The sequence below is a fragment of the Peredibacter sp. HCB2-198 genome, from assembly GCF_045999315.1.
Lineage (GTDB): Bacteria > Bdellovibrionota > Bacteriovoracia > Bacteriovoracales > Bacteriovoracaceae > Peredibacter.
On record NZ_CP174607.1, the window covers coordinates 2,442,782 to 2,460,247 of the forward strand.

Annotated in this window: 21 protein-coding genes; 11 read left to right on the forward strand and 10 right to left on the reverse strand. The window is 42.3% G+C overall.

The features are described from left to right. Positions 1-12 precede the first annotated feature (12 nt). Positions 13-372 (reverse strand): PKD domain-containing protein, encoded by a 360-nt coding sequence (locus ACJVC5_RS12290; protein WP_408095815.1) that lies wholly within the window; start codon positions 370-372, stop codon positions 13-15. A gap of 27 nt (positions 373-399) precedes the next feature. Next, positions 400-1,410: a serine hydrolase domain-containing protein gene (locus tag ACJVC5_RS12295; RefSeq protein WP_408095816.1), complete on the reverse strand. Its 1,011-nt coding sequence runs from the start codon at positions 1,408-1,410 to the stop codon at positions 400-402. Positions 1,411-1,612: 202 nt separating this feature from the next. Here ACJVC5_RS12295 and ACJVC5_RS12300 point away from each other — a divergent pair, with 202 nt between their 5' ends. Then, positions 1,613-2,119, forward strand: coding sequence for a DUF1993 domain-containing protein (locus tag ACJVC5_RS12300; RefSeq protein ID WP_408099239.1), 507 nt, complete (start codon positions 1,613-1,615; stop codon positions 2,117-2,119). Positions 2,120-2,121: 2 nt separating this feature from the next. Then, complete coding sequence (locus ACJVC5_RS12305) at positions 2,122-2,736, forward strand: DUF938 domain-containing protein (RefSeq protein WP_408095817.1); 615 nt, start codon at positions 2,122-2,124, stop codon at positions 2,734-2,736. Here the strand turns inward: ACJVC5_RS12305 and ACJVC5_RS12310 are convergent. After that, positions 2,733-3,425 (reverse strand): hypothetical protein, encoded by a 693-nt coding sequence (locus ACJVC5_RS12310; protein WP_408095818.1) that lies wholly within the window; start codon positions 3,423-3,425, stop codon positions 2,733-2,735. The genes ACJVC5_RS12305 and ACJVC5_RS12310 overlap by 4 nt on opposite strands. Positions 3,426-3,520: 95 nt before the next feature. Between ACJVC5_RS12310 and ACJVC5_RS12315 the strand changes: the two genes are divergently transcribed. Further along, on the forward strand, positions 3,521-4,552 hold the full coding sequence (locus ACJVC5_RS12315; RefSeq protein WP_408095819.1) for a synaptic vesicle VAT-1 family membrane protein: 1,032 nt from the start codon (positions 3,521-3,523) through the stop codon (positions 4,550-4,552). On the opposite strand, the gene ACJVC5_RS12320 is transcribed toward ACJVC5_RS12315, so the two are convergent. Together ACJVC5_RS12320 and ACJVC5_RS12325 are read right to left on the reverse strand one after the other, a co-directional pair. Then, positions 4,549-5,337, reverse strand: a complete 789-nt coding sequence (locus ACJVC5_RS12320; RefSeq protein WP_408095820.1) for a hypothetical protein — start codon at positions 5,335-5,337, stop codon at positions 4,549-4,551. The genes ACJVC5_RS12315 and ACJVC5_RS12320 overlap by 4 nt on opposite strands. Then, a complete protein-coding gene (locus tag ACJVC5_RS12325; RefSeq protein WP_408095821.1) occupies positions 5,334-5,867 on the reverse strand; it encodes a YceI family protein in 534 nt (177 codons plus the stop codon). Before ACJVC5_RS12325 ends, ACJVC5_RS12320 begins: the two co-directional genes overlap by 4 nt. Before the next feature lie 105 nt (positions 5,868-5,972). Here ACJVC5_RS12325 and ACJVC5_RS12330 point away from each other — a divergent pair, with 105 nt between their 5' ends. Both ACJVC5_RS12330 and ACJVC5_RS12335 read left to right on the forward strand, forming a co-directional pair. Next, positions 5,973-6,866, forward strand: a complete 894-nt coding sequence (locus tag ACJVC5_RS12330) for a LysR family transcriptional regulator (RefSeq protein ID WP_408095822.1) — start codon at positions 5,973-5,975, stop codon at positions 6,864-6,866. A gap of 48 nt (positions 6,867-6,914) precedes the next feature. Further along, on the forward strand, positions 6,915-7,754 hold the full coding sequence (locus ACJVC5_RS12335; protein WP_408095823.1) for a methyltransferase domain-containing protein: 840 nt from the start codon (positions 6,915-6,917) through the stop codon (positions 7,752-7,754). Here the strand turns inward: ACJVC5_RS12335 and ACJVC5_RS12340 are convergent. After that, on the reverse strand, positions 7,726-8,229 hold the full coding sequence (locus ACJVC5_RS12340; RefSeq protein ID WP_408095824.1) for a response regulator transcription factor: 504 nt from the start codon (positions 8,227-8,229) through the stop codon (positions 7,726-7,728). The genes ACJVC5_RS12335 and ACJVC5_RS12340 overlap by 29 nt on opposite strands. 212 nt (positions 8,230-8,441) lie before the next feature. Further along, positions 8,442-9,842: a PLP-dependent aminotransferase family protein gene (locus ACJVC5_RS12345; RefSeq protein WP_408095825.1), complete on the reverse strand. Its 1,401-nt coding sequence runs from the start codon at positions 9,840-9,842 to the stop codon at positions 8,442-8,444. An 86-nt stretch (positions 9,843-9,928) separates the two neighbouring features. Between ACJVC5_RS12345 and ACJVC5_RS12350 the strand changes: the two genes are divergently transcribed. The 3 genes from ACJVC5_RS12350 (at position 9,929) to ACJVC5_RS12360 (ending at position 12,788) form a co-directional block, all read left to right on the forward strand. Further along, positions 9,929-10,825: an EamA family transporter gene (locus ACJVC5_RS12350; protein ID WP_408095826.1), complete on the forward strand. Its 897-nt coding sequence runs from the start codon at positions 9,929-9,931 to the stop codon at positions 10,823-10,825. A gap of 125 nt (positions 10,826-10,950) precedes the next feature. Continuing rightward, the gene (locus tag ACJVC5_RS12355; protein ID WP_408095827.1) at positions 10,951-12,033 is read left to right on the forward strand and encodes a hypothetical protein; all 1,083 of its coding nucleotides are present in this window, start codon (positions 10,951-10,953) and stop codon (positions 12,031-12,033) included. A gap of 110 nt (positions 12,034-12,143) precedes the next feature. Beyond that, positions 12,144-12,788, forward strand: a complete 645-nt coding sequence (locus ACJVC5_RS12360; protein WP_408095828.1) for a hypothetical protein — start codon at positions 12,144-12,146, stop codon at positions 12,786-12,788. Positions 12,789-12,822: 34 nt separating this feature from the next. Here ACJVC5_RS12360 and ACJVC5_RS12365 read toward each other — a convergent pair whose 3' ends face one another. Then, positions 12,823-13,143 carry a hypothetical protein gene (locus ACJVC5_RS12365; RefSeq protein ID WP_408095829.1) on the reverse strand — a complete coding sequence of 107 codons (321 nt, stop codon included), beginning with the start codon at positions 13,141-13,143 and terminating at the stop codon, positions 12,823-12,825. Continuing rightward, on the reverse strand, positions 13,140-13,571 hold the full coding sequence (locus ACJVC5_RS12370) for a hypothetical protein (protein ID WP_408095830.1): 432 nt from the start codon (positions 13,569-13,571) through the stop codon (positions 13,140-13,142). The genes ACJVC5_RS12365 and ACJVC5_RS12370 overlap by 4 nt, the downstream gene beginning before the upstream one ends. Positions 13,572-13,637: 66 nt before the next feature. Between ACJVC5_RS12370 and ACJVC5_RS12375 the strand changes: the two genes are divergently transcribed. Next, positions 13,638-15,152, forward strand: a complete 1,515-nt coding sequence (locus ACJVC5_RS12375; RefSeq protein WP_408095831.1) for a phospholipase D family protein — start codon at positions 13,638-13,640, stop codon at positions 15,150-15,152. Here ACJVC5_RS12375 and ACJVC5_RS12380 read toward each other — a convergent pair. Further along, on the reverse strand, positions 15,149-15,535 hold the full coding sequence (locus ACJVC5_RS12380) for a hypothetical protein (protein ID WP_408095832.1): 387 nt from the start codon (positions 15,533-15,535) through the stop codon (positions 15,149-15,151). The two genes, ACJVC5_RS12375 and ACJVC5_RS12380, sit on opposite strands and share 4 nt — an antisense overlap. A gap of 143 nt (positions 15,536-15,678) precedes the next feature. On the opposite strand from ACJVC5_RS12380, the gene ACJVC5_RS12385 reads away from it, so the two are divergent. Further along, positions 15,679-16,083, forward strand: coding sequence for a BON domain-containing protein (locus ACJVC5_RS12385; RefSeq protein ID WP_408095833.1), 405 nt, complete (start codon positions 15,679-15,681; stop codon positions 16,081-16,083). A 39-nt stretch (positions 16,084-16,122) separates the two neighbouring features. After that, entirely contained in the window at positions 16,123-17,466 is a 1,344-nt protein-coding gene (locus tag ACJVC5_RS12390) for a sensor histidine kinase (RefSeq protein ID WP_408095834.1), read from the forward strand.

Below are 17,466 nucleotides of genomic sequence, written 5' to 3' on the forward strand. Positions count from 1 at the left end.
CAACTAACTCAGTTAACTTCTGCCTCGCACGGTGATGGAAACTTCATCAGTTAGGGTCAGACCTTCTTCTTTTTTTGTGATACGGAACACATATTTCCCTGGTCGAAGACCAGTAATTTTTGTTGAAAGCGCATGTGGCTTTTCAATCTTCGCTGGACCTCCCGAGATTTTGGTCCACCGGTAACTTGACGACTGAATGTCAGTGGCAAGGGCCTCTAGTGTGGTCTTAGAAGTTGTAATCACTTTGTCATGGCCCGCGAAAATGGAACTTGTGACCAGATCAATAATGTTGATCTCTTCGATCGGACCTGCACTTCTCTGACATGAAGAAAGAAATAGAGTGAATATGAGGAGAAAGATGGATGTTCTCATACTCAAAGTTGTAGCAAAAAGATGTTATCACATTGTGGAAGACAGCATTCTATTTATCATATCTGAGATGACTGTATTGGTTCCTCGTTCCGCTTCGGCTCCGCCAGTGTTGGTGGTGGCCGCCATGATAAGGTGAAGTTTAGGAGCGAGCCATACCTTGGCATAGTTCACAGTATTAGAGCCATCATGAGTAAGTGCTGGACCTTGCGCCCAGGATCTTTCAAAGCGCAGCCAACCGCCATAGGTGTAGGGACTGTCCGTTGAAGCTTGTGAGTGGAGTTTAAAAAAAGTAGAGGCGTGAACGATTCCATCAATGCCATTAAAGCCATCTATGTGTTGCTCTAGAAATTTTCTCCAATCAGGAAGTGAACAGTGGACTCGTGCTGCGGGCCCATAGCCTTCAGGATTATCCACATGTATTGGGACAAGTCCTTTGTGGGCCCAGGTATTTTCCGGAGAAGTAGGACCAAAGCCACAACTGTTCATATTCAGGGGATTAAAAAGTTTTTCTCGCATGAGGGTTTCCCAAGACTGGCCCGTGAGTTTTTCTAAAATGTAGGCGGCAATGATGTAGCTTGTGTTGTTGTAGTCGTAACGAGAACCGGGAGTCGTAAGAGGGGCCATTTCAAGCACGGAGCGAGTAATGAGTTCTCTTGCACTTGTTGAAGTGTATGTTGGAGACTGAATCATTCTAAACAGAGAGTCATCTTTTGCTCTTGAAAGACCAGCGCGATGAACCAAAAGTGTTTCATAGCTCATATTCTGAAATGATGGGTGAAGATTTATTTCCGGGAGCAGCTCTTTGAGGTTTGATGTCCAATTGAGTTTCCCTTCTTCGATGAGAATTGCCGCAAGAGTCGCTGTCATTGCCTTGGAACAAGACCCGAGATGAAATTTATCTGTAGGAAGAAGAGGAGTTGGATCTCCGTATTTCCGCACTCCTTCAGCACTTAAGACTTGAGTGACTCCATTTTTAATCATCATTTTTCCCAGTCCTGGAAGTTCATATTGAATCAGGAGAGGTAAGGAAGTAGTCATGTTGCTACCGGAGGAGCTTTTCCCACAAGAGATAAGAAGCAAAAGTAAACAAAGAATGCGCATGCCTCATTCTCATGGGAGAAAAAAATCAGGCATAGAGAGCAAAAATGATCAATACCTCACCGCGGCACTTCGAGTTTTGAAGTGACACGAGTTCTGGCCAGGAGTAGATTTAATGGCATCACTAAAAGGAGTTCTTTTTATGCTATTTGATATGACAGTCCCGCAATTCATTAAGATGCTTCATAACCTTGACCTTATTTTGGATAAAGGTGCTCAACTTGCGACGGAGAAAAAATTTGAAGTAGAAGTTCTTTTGAACTCACGTCTCACTCCAAACCAATTCAATCTGATTAAACAAGTTCAAATTGCCTGTGATACGGCCAAACTTTGTGCCGCTCGCTTATCTGGTAAAGAAGCTCCTGTTCACAATGATTCGGAGAAAACACTTCCTGAACTTAAAAACAGAATCGCAGAAACCATCGCTTTCCTAAAAACAGTTTCTGCCGCTGACTTTAAAGACGCTGAAACAAAACATATCTCTCAGCCTCGTTGGGAAGGTAAATATCTTACAGGTGTTGAGTATGTGATTCACCATGCAGTACCAAACATCTACTTCCACGTGACAACTGCTTACTCAATCCTTCGTCATAATGGTGTGGAGATCGGTAAGAAAGATTACTTGGGCGAACTTCCGTTTAAGAAGTAACTATGGAAAAACCATTTTCCGCTGCCTGTGAAAGAAATAAGGACCCCATTCTCGGGGTCCTTAAAGAACATATTACTCACGAACATAAACGTTTATTAGAGATTGGTTCAGGGACGGGACAGCACGCAGTTTATTTCGCCCCCGAGTTTCCTTGGATGGAGTGGCATCCTTCGGACCTGAAAGTGAATCATGCTGGCATGATCCAGTGGTTTAAAGAGGCGAAGATTCAGAACATCTTCCCGCCGGTTAAACTAGATGTGGGTAAGGATGATTTTCCCAAGTTAAAGTTTGATGTGGTCTATACCGCCAATACTTTTCATATCATGCATTGGAAAGAGTGTAAGTCGCTGATGAAGTTATTGGGTCATCGGCTGCGCGAGGGATCTCTTGCGATGATTTACGGACCTTTCAACTATAATGGCGAGTTTACTTCTGACAGTAACCGTGAATTTGATCAAACACTGAAGGCCCGAGATCCCCTGAGTGGGATTCGCTCTTTTGAAGATGTGAATAATAATATGGAAAAAAATGGCTTTGAATTATTGGAGGATCAAGAGATGCCGGCCAATAATCGAATGCTCGTTTACCGCCGACTTAAGTTCGTTAAAAAATCCTAAAATAGGTGGCTTGGGATTCTCCAGGCCGCCGAACTCTTTAAATTAACCAGTACTAGCGATAGACCTGTTCCATCGAGTGAAACATCTCCACCCTTGTCGACGATTTGTTTAATGTATTTATCGAGAAGAGTTGTGTTGCCAGGAAGTTGAGCAATAATTTTATCCATTACGTCTGAAGCGTCTTTAAACTGTCCCCAGCCAACTTTTTTATAAGCATCTGTGACTTGCTGAAGATTGGATTTTAGTTCAGTCAGAAGTTTTGTTTCAGTGGCGTTCTTCTGTGAGATGTTCTCAAAGGCAAAACGCTTCACTTCTGGCATGGCCGTTTGATAAGCATAGAATGGTTCAACACCATCAAAGTCCCAGCCCCAAGACACTTTTTTAACTTTCACGCCTTGGCACCCGGTATCAGTGGCGTCTTCTTGCATATTTCTCACTGTAACGTATTTAGTTCCTACCACATCTACTAAGCGGCCATTAACTCGGCAGTCATAAGTACATTCAAAAACCACTGTGCGAGGATAGCTGGTGCTAAAGTGTGTATCCACATATCGCTTTGAATCTGTGCGAGGAGCGCAGTGATTTTCAGGGATCTTCACCTGTTCAGCGGCACGTGAGCCCAAACTAAAAAGAAGGGCGGCGAGGGACAGAGTCGAGATACATAAGATTTTGAGTTTATGATCTTTCATGGCCTCATTTTACTATGGAGCAGTGTGAGCATCGCCCTGAGCTGTAAGAGATACAAAGGGTGTAAATAGTTTTGACAGTAGAGTATGATGTCTTCATGAAGAAGATTGTGATCCATAAAGCGGGGGATTACTCGCAGTTAAAATATGAAACTCACCCAGATCTTAAGGCCAATGCTGATTCCATTGTGGTGGAAGTCAGGGCCTCTGGGGTGAATTACGCCGACATTGCCATCCGTTGGGGTCTCTACGAATCGGCCAAGAAGTTTGTGGGATGGCCCATTACTCCAGGATTCGAATTCGCCGGTATCGTTGAAGAAGTCGGACAAAACATCACTAAATTCAAAAAAGGCGAGAGGGTCTTTGGAGTGACACTCTTTAATGCCTACGCCTCAAAGGTCTTAGTTCCCGAGCATCAGTTATTTCATCTTCCAGAGAATATGAGTTTTGAAGAGGGGGCCGCGATACCAGCAGTTTTCATGACGGCCTATCATGCGCTTTTTCAAAATGTTATCGTTCGGCCGGGAATGATCGCTCTCATTCATTCAGCGGCCGGTGGAGTAGGGAGTTCATTGGTTCAGTTATGTAAGATAGCTGGGATTAAATCTATAGGTGTTGTGGGATCATCTCATAAAGTTCAACCACTCAAAGAATTGGGCTGTGATTACATTATTGATAAGTCCACTGAAGACCTGTGGAAAAAAGTAGAAGAGTACGCTCCAGAGGGAGTGGACCTCGCTTTTGATGCCAACGGAGTTGAAACACTTCAGGAGAGTTACAACCATCTCGCCCCTTGCGGTAAACTCTTTTCTTATGGCGCACACACCATGCTACCTAAAACTGGAGGCAAGGTGAATTGGCCGAAACTGGTGGTGGATTATCTAAGAACTCCTCGCTTTAATCCCATCAATATGACCTCGCAAAACAAAAGTATCCTCGCTTTCAATCTATCTTTCTTATTTGCGAGAAAGGATCTCTTTAATGAGGCGATGATGGATCTTATGAAGTGGTTCGGTGAAGGGAAACTAAAAGTCCCAAAGATCACGACCTATGCTTTAGAGAAAGTCGGGGACGCTCATCGAGACCTGGAATCAGGAAAGACGGTGGGAAAGCTCGTGCTTATTCCTTAGTGACATTTCCAGACATTGTCATCAAAGCTAATACAAGTGCGTTTCAGTTCATGGTTCACTGCGATCTTATAAGTCGTAAATTGATTTAGTTTCAACTGATTGAGAGTTGAGAACTGGACAAAGATATTAAGGTCCTTAAAAAGCTTCTTCCCCTCAAACTCTTCAAAGCTTCTTTCCATGTTGAGTACAAATTCTTGTCCATTAAAACTTACCCAAGGGAGAAAGGCCTTTTCTGAGAAGTAGTAAGGTTTGCCTTCAATACTGACGACGCCACTATCTTTTTCGATCACCTCTGGTTTGGAAAGAAAGTGGAGGCGATTGTTTTTGACTTCCGCCTTTTCACTTAAAAAAATGGTCTCAGAAGTTCTCACAACTGCGTTCTTTTTGAAGTCGTAAACCATATAGAGAAGTTGATCGTTGAATGGGCGGTTATCTTTTAGGAAGAACATGGCAAGTTCTGATTCATTTAAACGGATTGAAAAGGCCTTGGTACAGTAATTATTGTTTCCTTTAAAGAGGCGGTAACGTCCAATATTGTTCGAGTTGAACTTAATCGGAGTCTTTTTTCCATTTGCAATCACGAAAAGGTCTTCGCCATATTCAGCTTCGTCCGGGGCCGTGTATTGATAAAGACTTTTAACTTCGATCTCGATTCTTTTTCCATCAACACGACAGAAGGTGTTGTCATGGGTGTAGGTCTTATCATATGTAAAATCTTGGGCCTCTGCGCATGCCATAAGAAGGATACTTCCAATAAAGAGCAGGACTTTGAGGAATGTGTTCATTTGATGATCTCCTGAACTTCATTAAAGACCGATGCCGTTTCCTTGTTCGGACGGTTGGCAAGAATGCGAAGATCAATCTTCACTTCCTCATCGCCATCTTTAATTTTTGTTTGCCCGATGAAGGCCGCCTTATCATTACCGTAACCATCGGCCACCACCCCTAGGTAATGACTTTTAAATGTTACTTTTTGGGTCACTCCTTGAATGCTAAGGAGGCCTGTGAGGTTAAAGTTAGCAAGTGTTCCAGAGATATGAGTGCTTACAAATTCAATTTGTGAGTTTCTTTCTGAGTCCAGGAAATCAATTAAAACGTAGACCTTTGAGTCTTCGAAGTTTTCTTTTAAATCAATGATTCCATCAATGTGTGTAAAACTGCCGTGAGCGGTCGGGATTGTGAGGTGGGTAACTTCGAGGCCAACTTTGGATGATTCGGAGTCAATTTTATAAGTTCCCGCAGTATAGTTGGTGCGGGCCATGGCTCCGTTCATAAGGAAGAGACTAAAGAGTGCTGTTAAAATGAGTTGTTTCATACCGCCCCCGGCTTTGTTCTAAGGCTAGTTTCGTCCAAGAGGCGCTGTTTCAATAGTAGACAGAAGCCGGAAACTTTGTTGCAATAATAGGACAGTGAGGAACCCATGGAAAACATTGATTTAAACCAATTACGTGTCTTTAACAAAGTGGTGACCAGTGGAAGCTTCTCGAAGGCAGCTGCACTTTTAAAGCAGCCCAAGTCGCGAGTGAGTCGTAATATCCTGGCCTTAGAAAGAGACTTGGGTGTTCAACTTATTTATCGTACCACCCGTCAGTTTAAGCTCACGGAAGCGGGAAGAGACCTCTTCGAAAAAACGAATCCGGCCCTAACCGGACTCTATAATTCTTTGGATGAAGTGGGGACGGATTCTGAGGAAGTCAGTGGTCTCATTAAAGTCACGGTTCCTGAAGATTTGGGATCTGAGCTTATTGGTGGATTTGGACTTGAGTTCGCACAGGAACATCCTAAGGTTCAACTCATGATTCACGCCAGTAATCAGTATGTGGATCTGGTTAAAGACTCCATTGATCTCGCGGTTCGAATCGGAAAAATCAAAGATAGTTCCATGCTCGTTCGAAAAGTGGGCGAAGTGGAAAGAATTTTCGTCGTGAGCGCTGATCTTTTCCGCAAACATCCTTTTAAGAAGATCAATGAACTGGATAAAATTCCCTTTCTTTCTGCCGCTCATTCAAGTGTTAAATCCAATGTGAAGATTTACAAAGGTCAGGAAGAAAAGACCTTGGTCCCAAGTACTAACTTCATGAGTAACAATCATTTTATTTTGAGAACCATGGCCCTGGGTGGACATGGCGTGGCCCTTGTTCCAAAGTTTTTAGTGACTGAACACATCAATAGAGGAGAGTTAGTTCAGGTCTACAAAGATTGGAAAATTGATTCTGTGCCAATTCAGATTCTCATTCCCCATCAAAAAGAAGTTCCGCGAAAAATTAGAAAGCTCAGTGATTTTCTGATTTTAAAACTCGCAAAATATTTCTAAAAGCACCCGGTCTTGAGAGATTCTCTCAATCATAGGAAGCTCATGCCTATGATTGAGAACTTTTCTATTGAGGTAAGTTCAGTCTCCCATCACTATGATGAACTCGATGAGTTCTATCGAGAGCATTGGGGTGTTCACTTGCACCATGGACTGTGGGAAAGAGAGGGCATCTCAAAGGAAGAGGCCGTCGTTGAGCTTTCATTAAAAGTTCTCTCTTATTTTGAACCTCATGCTCATTTACTTGATATTGGATCTGGCTATGGGGAGACCGCGAGATTATCTCTTGCCATGGGGGCCGATGAAGTCACCGGGATCACTGTCTCTCGAAAACAATTTGAATATGCGGCCGCTCATCCTCAAAGCGGAGCACGCTTTTTTCTCGGGGACTTTTTGCAAAACCGTTTTCGGGCGGGTGAGTTTAGTGGCGCTTACTCCATTGAGTGTTTTTCTCACATCAAAGATAAGAGCCGCTATTTTGAACAAGTCCGTCGAGTCTTAAGACCTGGTGGGAAGTTTGTGATGACTGCCTGGCTTGCGGGAGATGAACCTTCCGTTTGGGAGAGAAGGCATCTCCTTGGGCCGATTTGCGAGGAAGGCCGCTTACCATCACTTTGTACCAGATCAGAAGTTCTAAAGCTCATTCAAGATAGCGGCATGGAGCTTCTCGAAGATACTGATTTAAGCCAGAAGGTTTGGAAAACTTGGCTCATCAGTTCCAAAGAAGTTCTCAAGCTATTTAAGGAAACCAAGGGACTAAAATATTTCTTCAATCGTGACCATCAAGAGCGCCGCTTTGCTTTGACCGTTCCGCGGATCCTACTGGGATATCGAACGGGTGCCTTCAAATACGGGCTCTTCGTTATGCAGACACCACGATCTGTTTCTTAATCGAGTCACCTAAGAGAGCACGGATTTTCCGATTAAACTCGTCCTTACGGAAAGGTTTAATAATGTACTCAACAAATTGCAGGTGAAATCCCGTAAAGAAGTTCCCTTCTATGTCGCACATGAATAAGAGAGGTAAACTCTGATCCACCGAGCGAATTCTTTGGCACAGCTCTAGATCCGGTGTCTTCATTGAGGGCAGGTCTGCAATGACCAAATTATACTGAGTTTCTCTTAATCTCTCTTGCGCATCCATTAAACATGAAGCGGCATGAGCGATAAAATTATTCGAGTTCAAATAATTAACCAGGATTTCTGCTAGTTCCTCGTTTTCTGCAACAATTAAAATATTCTCCATAACGTTCTCCATGCTGTTTCGTGAACGCATCATCTCACAGATGCACATCGCCTTATAGATGGAAGAATAATCGTGAAATGGGCCTCCATACTTTTTTAAGATTTGAAGCGGAACATTCATTGCTTCTGGATATGTCTTTCGTCTGGGTTCTTGTTATAACTTTTCGACGCCTAAAACGACAAAGGAGTGTTCTATGTCAAAGGGACAAGATAAAGGCAAAAAGAAACTTTCGATTAAAGAACGTCAGGAACGTAAGAAAGAAAAACTAAGAAACAAACAACAAGAAAGCAGTGTTGAAGAGTAACATTTAAAGCACCACCTCAGGGTGGTGCTTATCCGCCCAATATTTTACAAAGTCTGATTAATTCCTGATTTCTCTTTTCATTAAATTCATGAGCACAATTAACGCGAAGATAGTTCTGATACTGGCGAGTGGCCGAAAACAAAGGTCCCGGGGTAAAAGAAATTTTCTGACGTTTGGCCTTCTGGAAGGCCTCAAGTGCATTCAGCCCCTCAACTCTGACCCAAAGAAAATAAGAACCGGTAGGATCAGAAAGACAGACCTTTGAGCCTAAATGGCCATTGATCACGTTAGAATAGATTTGAATATTTTGCTGATAATAAGCCCCCAGGTTTTGTCCCACTTTCAAAAGATCTTCATTTCTTAAAATACTACTCACCACATATTGAGTAAGGGTGGAGGTCGAAAGATTGAGACTCAGTTTCTGGCGAATGTAGCGGTCCGAATTTTCCGCCGGGATACACCAACCAATACGAAGACCAGGTCCAAGGAATTTTGAAAATGAAGAGCAATGAGTAACGATGCCTTCTTTATCAAAATACTTGTAACTCTTCGGTCGTTTTTTATCGAATGAAAGTTCACCATAAAGGTCATCTTCAATCAGGCGGATTTTATACTTGTGGCAAATCGCGAGAATTTGTTTCTTCCTCTCATCGCTCATGGTGAAGCCCAAAGGATTCTGAGCGTTGGGAGTGGAGATGAGGGCCTTGATCTTGTTGCTCTTCGCAAGAGTCTCGAAGGCCTCCGGATCAAGTCCTTCTTTGGGATCAGTTTTCACTTCAAGGGCCTTAAGTCCATGGTGATGGATGGCGTGAAGAAGACCGAAGTAGCATGGGGACTCAATCGCCACAATGTCTCCGGCATCACATTCAGAGGCGAGAGCGATATTAATCGCCTCAAGACAACCATTGGTGATGAGTATGTCTTTATAAGAACTCACTCCTACCCAAGGTCTCATCCAGCGAGAAAGTTCTTGGCGCAGATCCTCGAGGCCCATTCCAAAAATATAAGCACCAGTTGAATGGGGTTGATGCTTAATGGTTTGAACCATGTACTTGTTCACCATGCGGTTAGGGAATTTCTCCAGGGCGGGAGTTCCGACTCCAAAAGGTGCTGTCTCGATGTCCATGGTTTGGTTAATAAGATCAATAATTTCATCAATGTGTTCAATCTCACTGATCTTAGAACGAAATTTTTCAGAAGGTCTTAAAACATTTTCACTTTGAGAAGGCAGACGAGCGGAATAGCCACTTCGATCTTTAGCACTGACATAACCAAACAGTTCGAGTTTTCGATAGGCCTCAACTGCGGTGGACAGAGAAACGTCGAACTGATCTGAGATCTTTCGCAGAGATGGAAGCTTTTCACCGGGAAGGATGGAGCCCTTTTCAATATTCTCAATAAAGAAGTCAACTATTGTCTGGTAAAGCATAAAAATCTGTTCTGGTTAAAATTTAAAGATTCTGTATCTGTTCTGATCTTATATTTTCTTTATTATTAAGATCAAGAGGATGTCGCATGAACATAAGAATAATCCTATCTTTCGCTGTTATTTATATCATTTGGGGCTCGACCTTCACCGCCATTAAATGGGGGTTGGATGCTTTCCCACCGTTTTTATTGTCTGGCATGAGATTTGTGCTGGCAGGAATGGTGTTCTTTCTGATTGCAAAAGGGAAGGGCATTAAAGAAATGACGGGGAAAGAAATTCGTCGCGAAATGCTAGTGGGATTTTTCCTAACACTTGGAAACGCTGGCGTATGCTGGGCGGAACAGTATATCAGTTCAGGTATTGCGGCCCTGATTGTAGGTGCTATTCCGGTGATGTTTATTCTCTTTAACTGGTTAGGTTTTGAGAAGAAAGCACCTACAGTAAGCGCACTTATTGCGTTTGCCATTGGGCTCACGGGGATTACTCTCATTTCATTAGGTGATGCTGAGGCCAGTAACTGGAAAGTCATTGTTGCTCTTATGCTTGCGAACTGTTCATGGGTTACAGGTTCTCTTATTCTCAGAACTTCAACTTCCAAGGCGCCGTATTTCCCGCGTGCTTCCATTCAGACTTTAAGTGGTGGGATGTTTATCATTCTTATGTCTAATGTCGTAGGTGAAAGAGCGGTGAACTGGGGAAGTGTTCCACTAAGTGGAATTTTAAGTGTGGCCTACCTTGCTTTGGCCGGAACCATCCTGGCCTATACTTGTTACAGTTATCTTCTTCGTAATGTTCGTACCGAACTTACATCTACTTATGCTCTGGTGAATCCAATGCTCGCGATTTTATTCGGAGTGGTTTGGTTAAATGAACCATTCACCCTAAAAGTCGCAATTGCTGGCGGTTTAATTCTTATGAGTGTGGTGATGGTGATTTATGGGGACAAGCTATTTCCAAAACCAGTTCCAGTAAAGAACAAGTGATCCGGATTTCACTATGGAGCATGGCCAAATGCCTGACTTCATAGTGGGCCGTTTAGTTTTTTGACGGCCTTGAAAGTTCTTCGCTTTAAGCGCTTTATTGAGAAGACCTCATCTAAAATCTTCTCATGAAAAAAATTATCTCGTTACTCCTGTTGGGATTAATCACAACTTCGGCCTTTCCTGCAATATCTCTTCATGAAGAGATTAATGGGGACTATTCTGAGTACTCTGTTGAAAAGTCCTGCGCTGAAAAGCTTTTGAAAATAGACAGATCAGAGTTCAGGATTCAGAGTATAGAAGAGCAAGCAGTTCCTCTAAGTTCAATCACCGATTCTAGGATATTTTACCACTATACGAATGCTCAACCGATGCTAACGCTCTTGGCGGCCGATGAAACAGATAGGCAAAAGGCCCAATCTATAATTGAAGCAAATCGAGGCCTGGAGGAAATCTTGAAGTTTTCTTTCAAGAGTCAGGGAATGAATCTTGCGGGCAGGGGATTTTATCTGGCCAAAGATCCATATAGCTCAATAATTTATGGAACCATTCAAGTTAGCTTTCTGATTCCTGGGGACGCTAGAACCTTAATACTTAGTACTTCTCTGTTAGACCAAGAGATAAAGAAGTTTCTTGCTAAACGCAAAATGGTAACATCCTGCTTTTATGACAATCGCAATCGTTCTCTCGTTAAGACTTTAATTTTGCAAGAAAGCGGTATTGATTTCTATTTTTATGACAAAAACAATTATTGGTTCATGCTCCTGAATGAGGAATTGATTCAAGAAACGAGGGTCATCACTGGAGTAAATTCTAGTGCTGATATGTTGCTTAAAATGACTGAAGCAGGAAGATTAAATGAGCTCAATAATAGACTAGGTGTTGATTGCTCTAAGGATAAACCGGACTGCAAAACGGATATTTTAAACACTCTTATTCGTCAAAATGAAGTGTCCGCCGTTGGCAAATTCATTAAAGGCAATCACTACCCATTTGGATGGAAAAACTCCTATCAAGAGATCAGTTCTGCCTTTAATCAAAGTTTAAAGAATAAAAACTATGAAATGGTTGATCAGTTTTTATCTGCAAGCTGTTCTTTAGAAGTTCATGAAGACCAGAAAAGAAGAAAGCTTGCGGAATATCTGGTGGATAAGGCCCCAAGGGACAAGAGAAAGCTCGTTAAAGCGAGAAAACAGGCAGTTTGCCCTTAGTAAGACTGGGGTGTCTAAACTTTATACACCCCTTGTAATCCTTTCCCTTGATGACTCTGCTCCGCCCCTCACATGGTACGCTAGTTAAAAATTACTCAACAGGAGATCCTATGAAAAAGTCATTCGTCATGCTCTCTTTGGTTCTAGCTCAAACTTTCTCATTTTCTGCTAACGCTGAACTTATTGGCCGCAACTGGAGATACCTACACATTCCATCTGGGATGCAAGTTGAACTAGATAACGTCAACGAGCAAGCAGGCACTGCTACATATTTCGACTACCAAACTCATAAGAAAGTAAAAATCAACCTTTCTGACGTGAGCCGTGAAATCGACTCTGGTGTAAACGGTGTAAAGGCCGGTCACTTCGTGCTAGTAAACTTTGATAAAGATGATGTGAGACACTGCCAGGTTTACCGCGTGTTTGAAATTGGTACTGCTCGCATTGGTTGTCAAAGCGGTAAAATCAGAAAGAACATCGGTGTGGACCGTCCACAAGTCGCTCAATATAACGCCAGCGTTTATGATGTGACTGGTGAAGTTGAATCAATGGAAGGCTTCTCGAAAAAAGAAAAAGTAAAACTGGCCACTGATGCTGGAAATCTTAAGGCCGGTACAACAGTGAGAATCGAAGCGATTTTCTCAAACGGTGAAGCGCTTATCCAGAAAATGGGTGCCAATCTTCTGGATACATCAGGTCTTCTGTTAAAGTACAATATTGAAAGAGTAAGTCTAAACGATCTTGAAAAGAAATAGATAAAGTAAGGCCCCTAACGGGGCCTTTTTTATTTTAAAGACGAGTACACCGAACTTCCATTAAGAATTCACGCTTCCAGATGGCCAAATCCACAAAAGCTCCTGCCTTATCCAAACTCCCCGTCGCATAAGTACGAGATGGTTCATAAGCATTATAGGCCTCGATCTCAACCATATTTTGAGATTTTGCATTGGCCATGAAACGGAAACCTTCGATTTCTCCGATCACAGTCTTATCTTTTAAGCTAATTGAATTTGAAAGAACGGTTTCAGCGTTGTGCTTGGCCTCGCATCGAAGTTCCATGGCAAATACGGATGAACTAAAGAAGAGAGCAGTTAAAAGAAGTGTTTTCATTTGAGAGTTCCTTTAATAGTTAAAGCGATCTTCTCTCCATCATGCCATTGTTCATGATAAAGAATCTCGCCCTGTTGAGTTTTTGTGAGAGTAAGAAAATATGTCGATCCATCGGCCGGATCAAAGATTTGATACTTAATTTCGCGATCACTGATGGTTCCCAGTTCTTCTTCCAGGTTCCACAGCTTTCCATTTCGGATGCTCATCTTAAATGGATCAAATGAGGCATTCAAAAGACCGCCACAATTATAACCACCATCTCTTAGACGAAAGAGTTCAGGAGTTGTTTCGAGACGAAGAAAAATCTCAGAACACTCATAAGTGCGACCACTGGCAAATACCGCCGTTCCGCTTCCTGAGAAACTTCCTGTGAAACTGGCATGAACTTGAAATGAAACGAACAATAGGAGAGTGAAAAGTTTTTTCATTCTTAAAGGCTAACAGATGCCGCAGCACCCTTCAAGAATACTGTCAGTCAATGTTAGACTTCAGTGGTGAGAACGCTAACTCTACTTCTCTTATTTTTTAGCGGTTGTGCGAGCCTACCTGAGCCTTCAAAGAAAGAGCTGACCTATAGTTTTGACAGTTCTCCCAATACTAAGATCTATCATTCCATTCAAAAAGAACTGGCCGCTCATCCTAAACTCAATGGGTTTTATCCTTTAGGTGATGGGGAAGATGCATTGGCCGCTAGACTTGCTGCAGTTCTAGAGGCTGAGCGGACATTAGATCTTCAATATTACATCTGGCACGACGATGAAACTGGGCGTGCGCTTTTAAAGCAAATTCTTAAGGCCGCAGATCGAGGAGTGAGGGTCCGATTGTTATTGGATGATCTCAATGAAGGTAAGCACGATAAGGGGCTTTTGATTCTCGATTCACATCCTTTTATCGAAGTCCGTCTGGCCAATCCCTTTGCTCATCGCAAGGCCCGGGTCATGGAGGCCTTCCGCTTTAGTCAGGTAAATCGCCGCATGCATAATAAAGTTTTTATTGCTGACAACCAAATTGGCATCTTTGGCGGGCGAAATATTGGGAACGAATATTTTGGGGCGAGCGATGATATGAACTTCGGTGACTTTGATCTTTGGACAATAGGCCCATTGGTGAAAGATCTTTCAGAAGAATTTGATACTTACTGGAACAGTGATATTGCTTTTCCAGTGGCCCAACTTTCACAGGAAAAAATTACTAAAGAAGACATGAAAAAATTTGAAGAGAAGTCCATTCTTGATCAGAAAAAGGCCAAGACCGACAAATATGCTGAGCGGGTTCTTTCTCATCATCTTATTGAAAAATTTTTTGATAAAAAGCTTGATCTTTATTGGGGCAAGGCCCATGCCTTTTATGATTCACCAGAAAAACTCAATCCTGATGAAAAAACCAAACTCCTGGCCGATGATCTTCGGGCCAATTTAAATGAGGCGAGTAAAGAGCTTATCCTTATTTCCCCTTATTTTATTCCAGGAAAAAAAGGAATGAAGACCTTTAAAGAACTTCGCAGTAAAGGTGTTGATACATGGGTGCTTACCAATTCCCTCGCCTCCAATGATGTGACGACGGTCTTTTCGGGATATAGAAAATACCGAGAACCCCTGATTAAGAAAGGGGTAAAGCTCTACGAACTTATGCCTCGATCTAATAGAGAAGAGAAAAATAAAAGTTCCATTGGATCAAGTGCCACCTCTGGACTTCATGGGAAGCTGATTGTTTTTGATCAGAAGAAAATTGTGGTGGGGTCTATGAATATTGACCCTCGCTCAAAAAGTCTTAATACAGAAATGGGTATTGTAGTAGAGAGTCCGGAATTAGCACGAGATATCGCTCAAAAGGTGAAAACCATTGTACAGGAAGATGCCTATCATGTGGTGCTTAAGGGTAATGATCTACGCTGGGAAACATTGAAAGATGATAAAACAGTTAAATACGATAAAGAGCCTGAGACGACCTGGTGGAAGAGGTTCAAGGCGAACCTCTCCGCCATTTTTGTGCCTGAAAAATTACTTTAACAATCCATATATTCATAGTCGCGGACTTCGCATTGAAGTTCTACATGCTGAGTTTGATTATTTTCATCCGAGTAGGTCAATGTTCCGGAAGTATTTCCGGTGGAGTTAGCGAAGACGAGTTTCACATCATCAAAGTCATAAAGATCTTTATCGTTCTTGAATGAGCGCTCACCAGTTCTTAATCCGTTGTTCTCTTCACCATTAAAGCTAATGGCCCCGTTACTCTTGGTTTTACAACCATCAAAGTCAGAATAATAAGAAATGCTGACTGGTTGACCATTCTTTAGTTGTCCTGAACACGTGCCCTCAACTTTCATGTTTGCCCCAGCATAAAGGTTATTCATGGTTAAAAGAACAAAAAGAGTGCCGATTAAGAATTTCACGTTGTCCTCACTTGTTTGGTTTTTTGTTGTGCGGATAAACATAACTCCCTGTGCATGGTGCCACCATTTAACTTAGGCCAAAGATTTGATGGGCCATTAGCTCGGTTTATTGTCACTGACATTTGAATTCTTAGAATGAAAGAATGGAAGAAATCATCTTTCGAAAGAAGAAGCCCAAGATTGATTATGAGAATGAAGAAGATCAGGATTGGATTTCTTATTTGCATGAGAATTTAGAAAGACCTCTTGATTTTGGAAGCTCTTTCCCCGGTTCGAGTTGGAGCTATAAACGTAAGGATTCTCTCTTTGATCATGAAGACGGATTAAAGCGGCCTGATGATCAACTTCATCAAGATATCATGAAGCATTTGTACGACAGCAAAGAAGTAGATGCATCTCTCATCGAGACAATCGTTTTAAGTGGAAATGTTTTATTAAATGGCAAAGTGCACTCAGAGCAGGCAAAGCGTAGAGCGGAAGAAATTGTTTCATCGCTTCCTGGGGTGTGGCGTGTGGAAAATAAACTCATAATAGAGCAACCATCTTAGTTAATTTTCAAGTAGTGCTCCTTCCACTAAACTCAATCTATGAAAACAAGTCTCTCGTTCTTGTTTTTAACCTCGCTCATTCCTTCCATCCTTTCCATGGGTTTGGCCTTTATAAAATACTATCAAACGAAGAAAGATGAATTTCTACATTTGGGCGAATTTTATGCTTCTCTCATCGCTGTGGTGGGAACATCATTTTTCTTTGGGGCCTACAGTGTTATTCCATGGGTGTGGACGGTGAGAACTTCAACCATGCTTATGTCGGACATGACGGGCATAAATTGTTTTAAGCGCTTTCATCTGATTGCTCTTGGCTGTGGGGCCCTCATTTCTTTGGGATTAGGAAGTGTGGGATTTGAGCTTCCTGTGGCCATTGCACCATTTGCGGTAGTGGTGGGTCTAATCGGTATCTCTTTTATCCTTGAAGCATTTTTACGCCCCGAACGTTCAAACTTTGGGCTCCTTCATTATTGGACATCGTTACTCATTCTGGCCTACTTCCTAACACGTATGACTTTTCCTCTTTGGGTCTCAGATATCGACGGACGCGAATTCGGTGTTTGGGTGGATGGTTTCTTACTTCTTCTTTTTAGTGTGTCTCTTTATCCGCTATACGGCGAAATTGTGTTTGAAAAACAGGAGAAGTTTCTTCAGAAAGTTCTGCATATTCGGAACAAGCAGCTTTTTAGTCACTCTATTTTCTCCGAGTATAAAATCCTTTCGGCCGGTGTGACCCATGAAATTAATAATGCCCTGACCATTATCAATGCCAAGATTGAGCAGCTTTTGCGTAGAAAGCACGATGATGATAGCGAGAAAGGTCTGAGAGTCATACTGAATTCAACCAACCGGATTTCTCGAAGTATTCGTGGCCTTCGGGAGTTCATTTATCCCCATGATTTCAACGAAGTCCTGAGTGTTTCGGAGGTGATCGATCATGTGTTAATGCTCTATGGACAGCGCTTAAAGAACCATAATGTGAACGTGACCACCAATGGATTGGGTGGAAAACTTGTGAAGGGACACCGGATTCAACTTGAACAGGTGTTTCTCACACTCATTAATAATTCGGTCGAGAACATCGACCAATTAGATGAAAAATGGATTGATATCAATTGCCGCAGCCGAGGAAACTCAGTGGAAATTATCATCCGGGATTCCAGCACTGGGGAAGATGAAGAAATGGAAAACATGCTTTCCCTGCCATTTCTTTCCACCAAGGAAAACGTGGATAGTGGAATCCGATTGGTTCTTGCGAAAGATATTGTGGAGAAACACGGTGGGTCCTTTAACTTTATTCGGGACGAAGACAATACCGCCTTCAAAATTAGACTTCCTCAAGTGGAGTCAGATGAAACTATTCAGAACAGGATTTATCAGTAG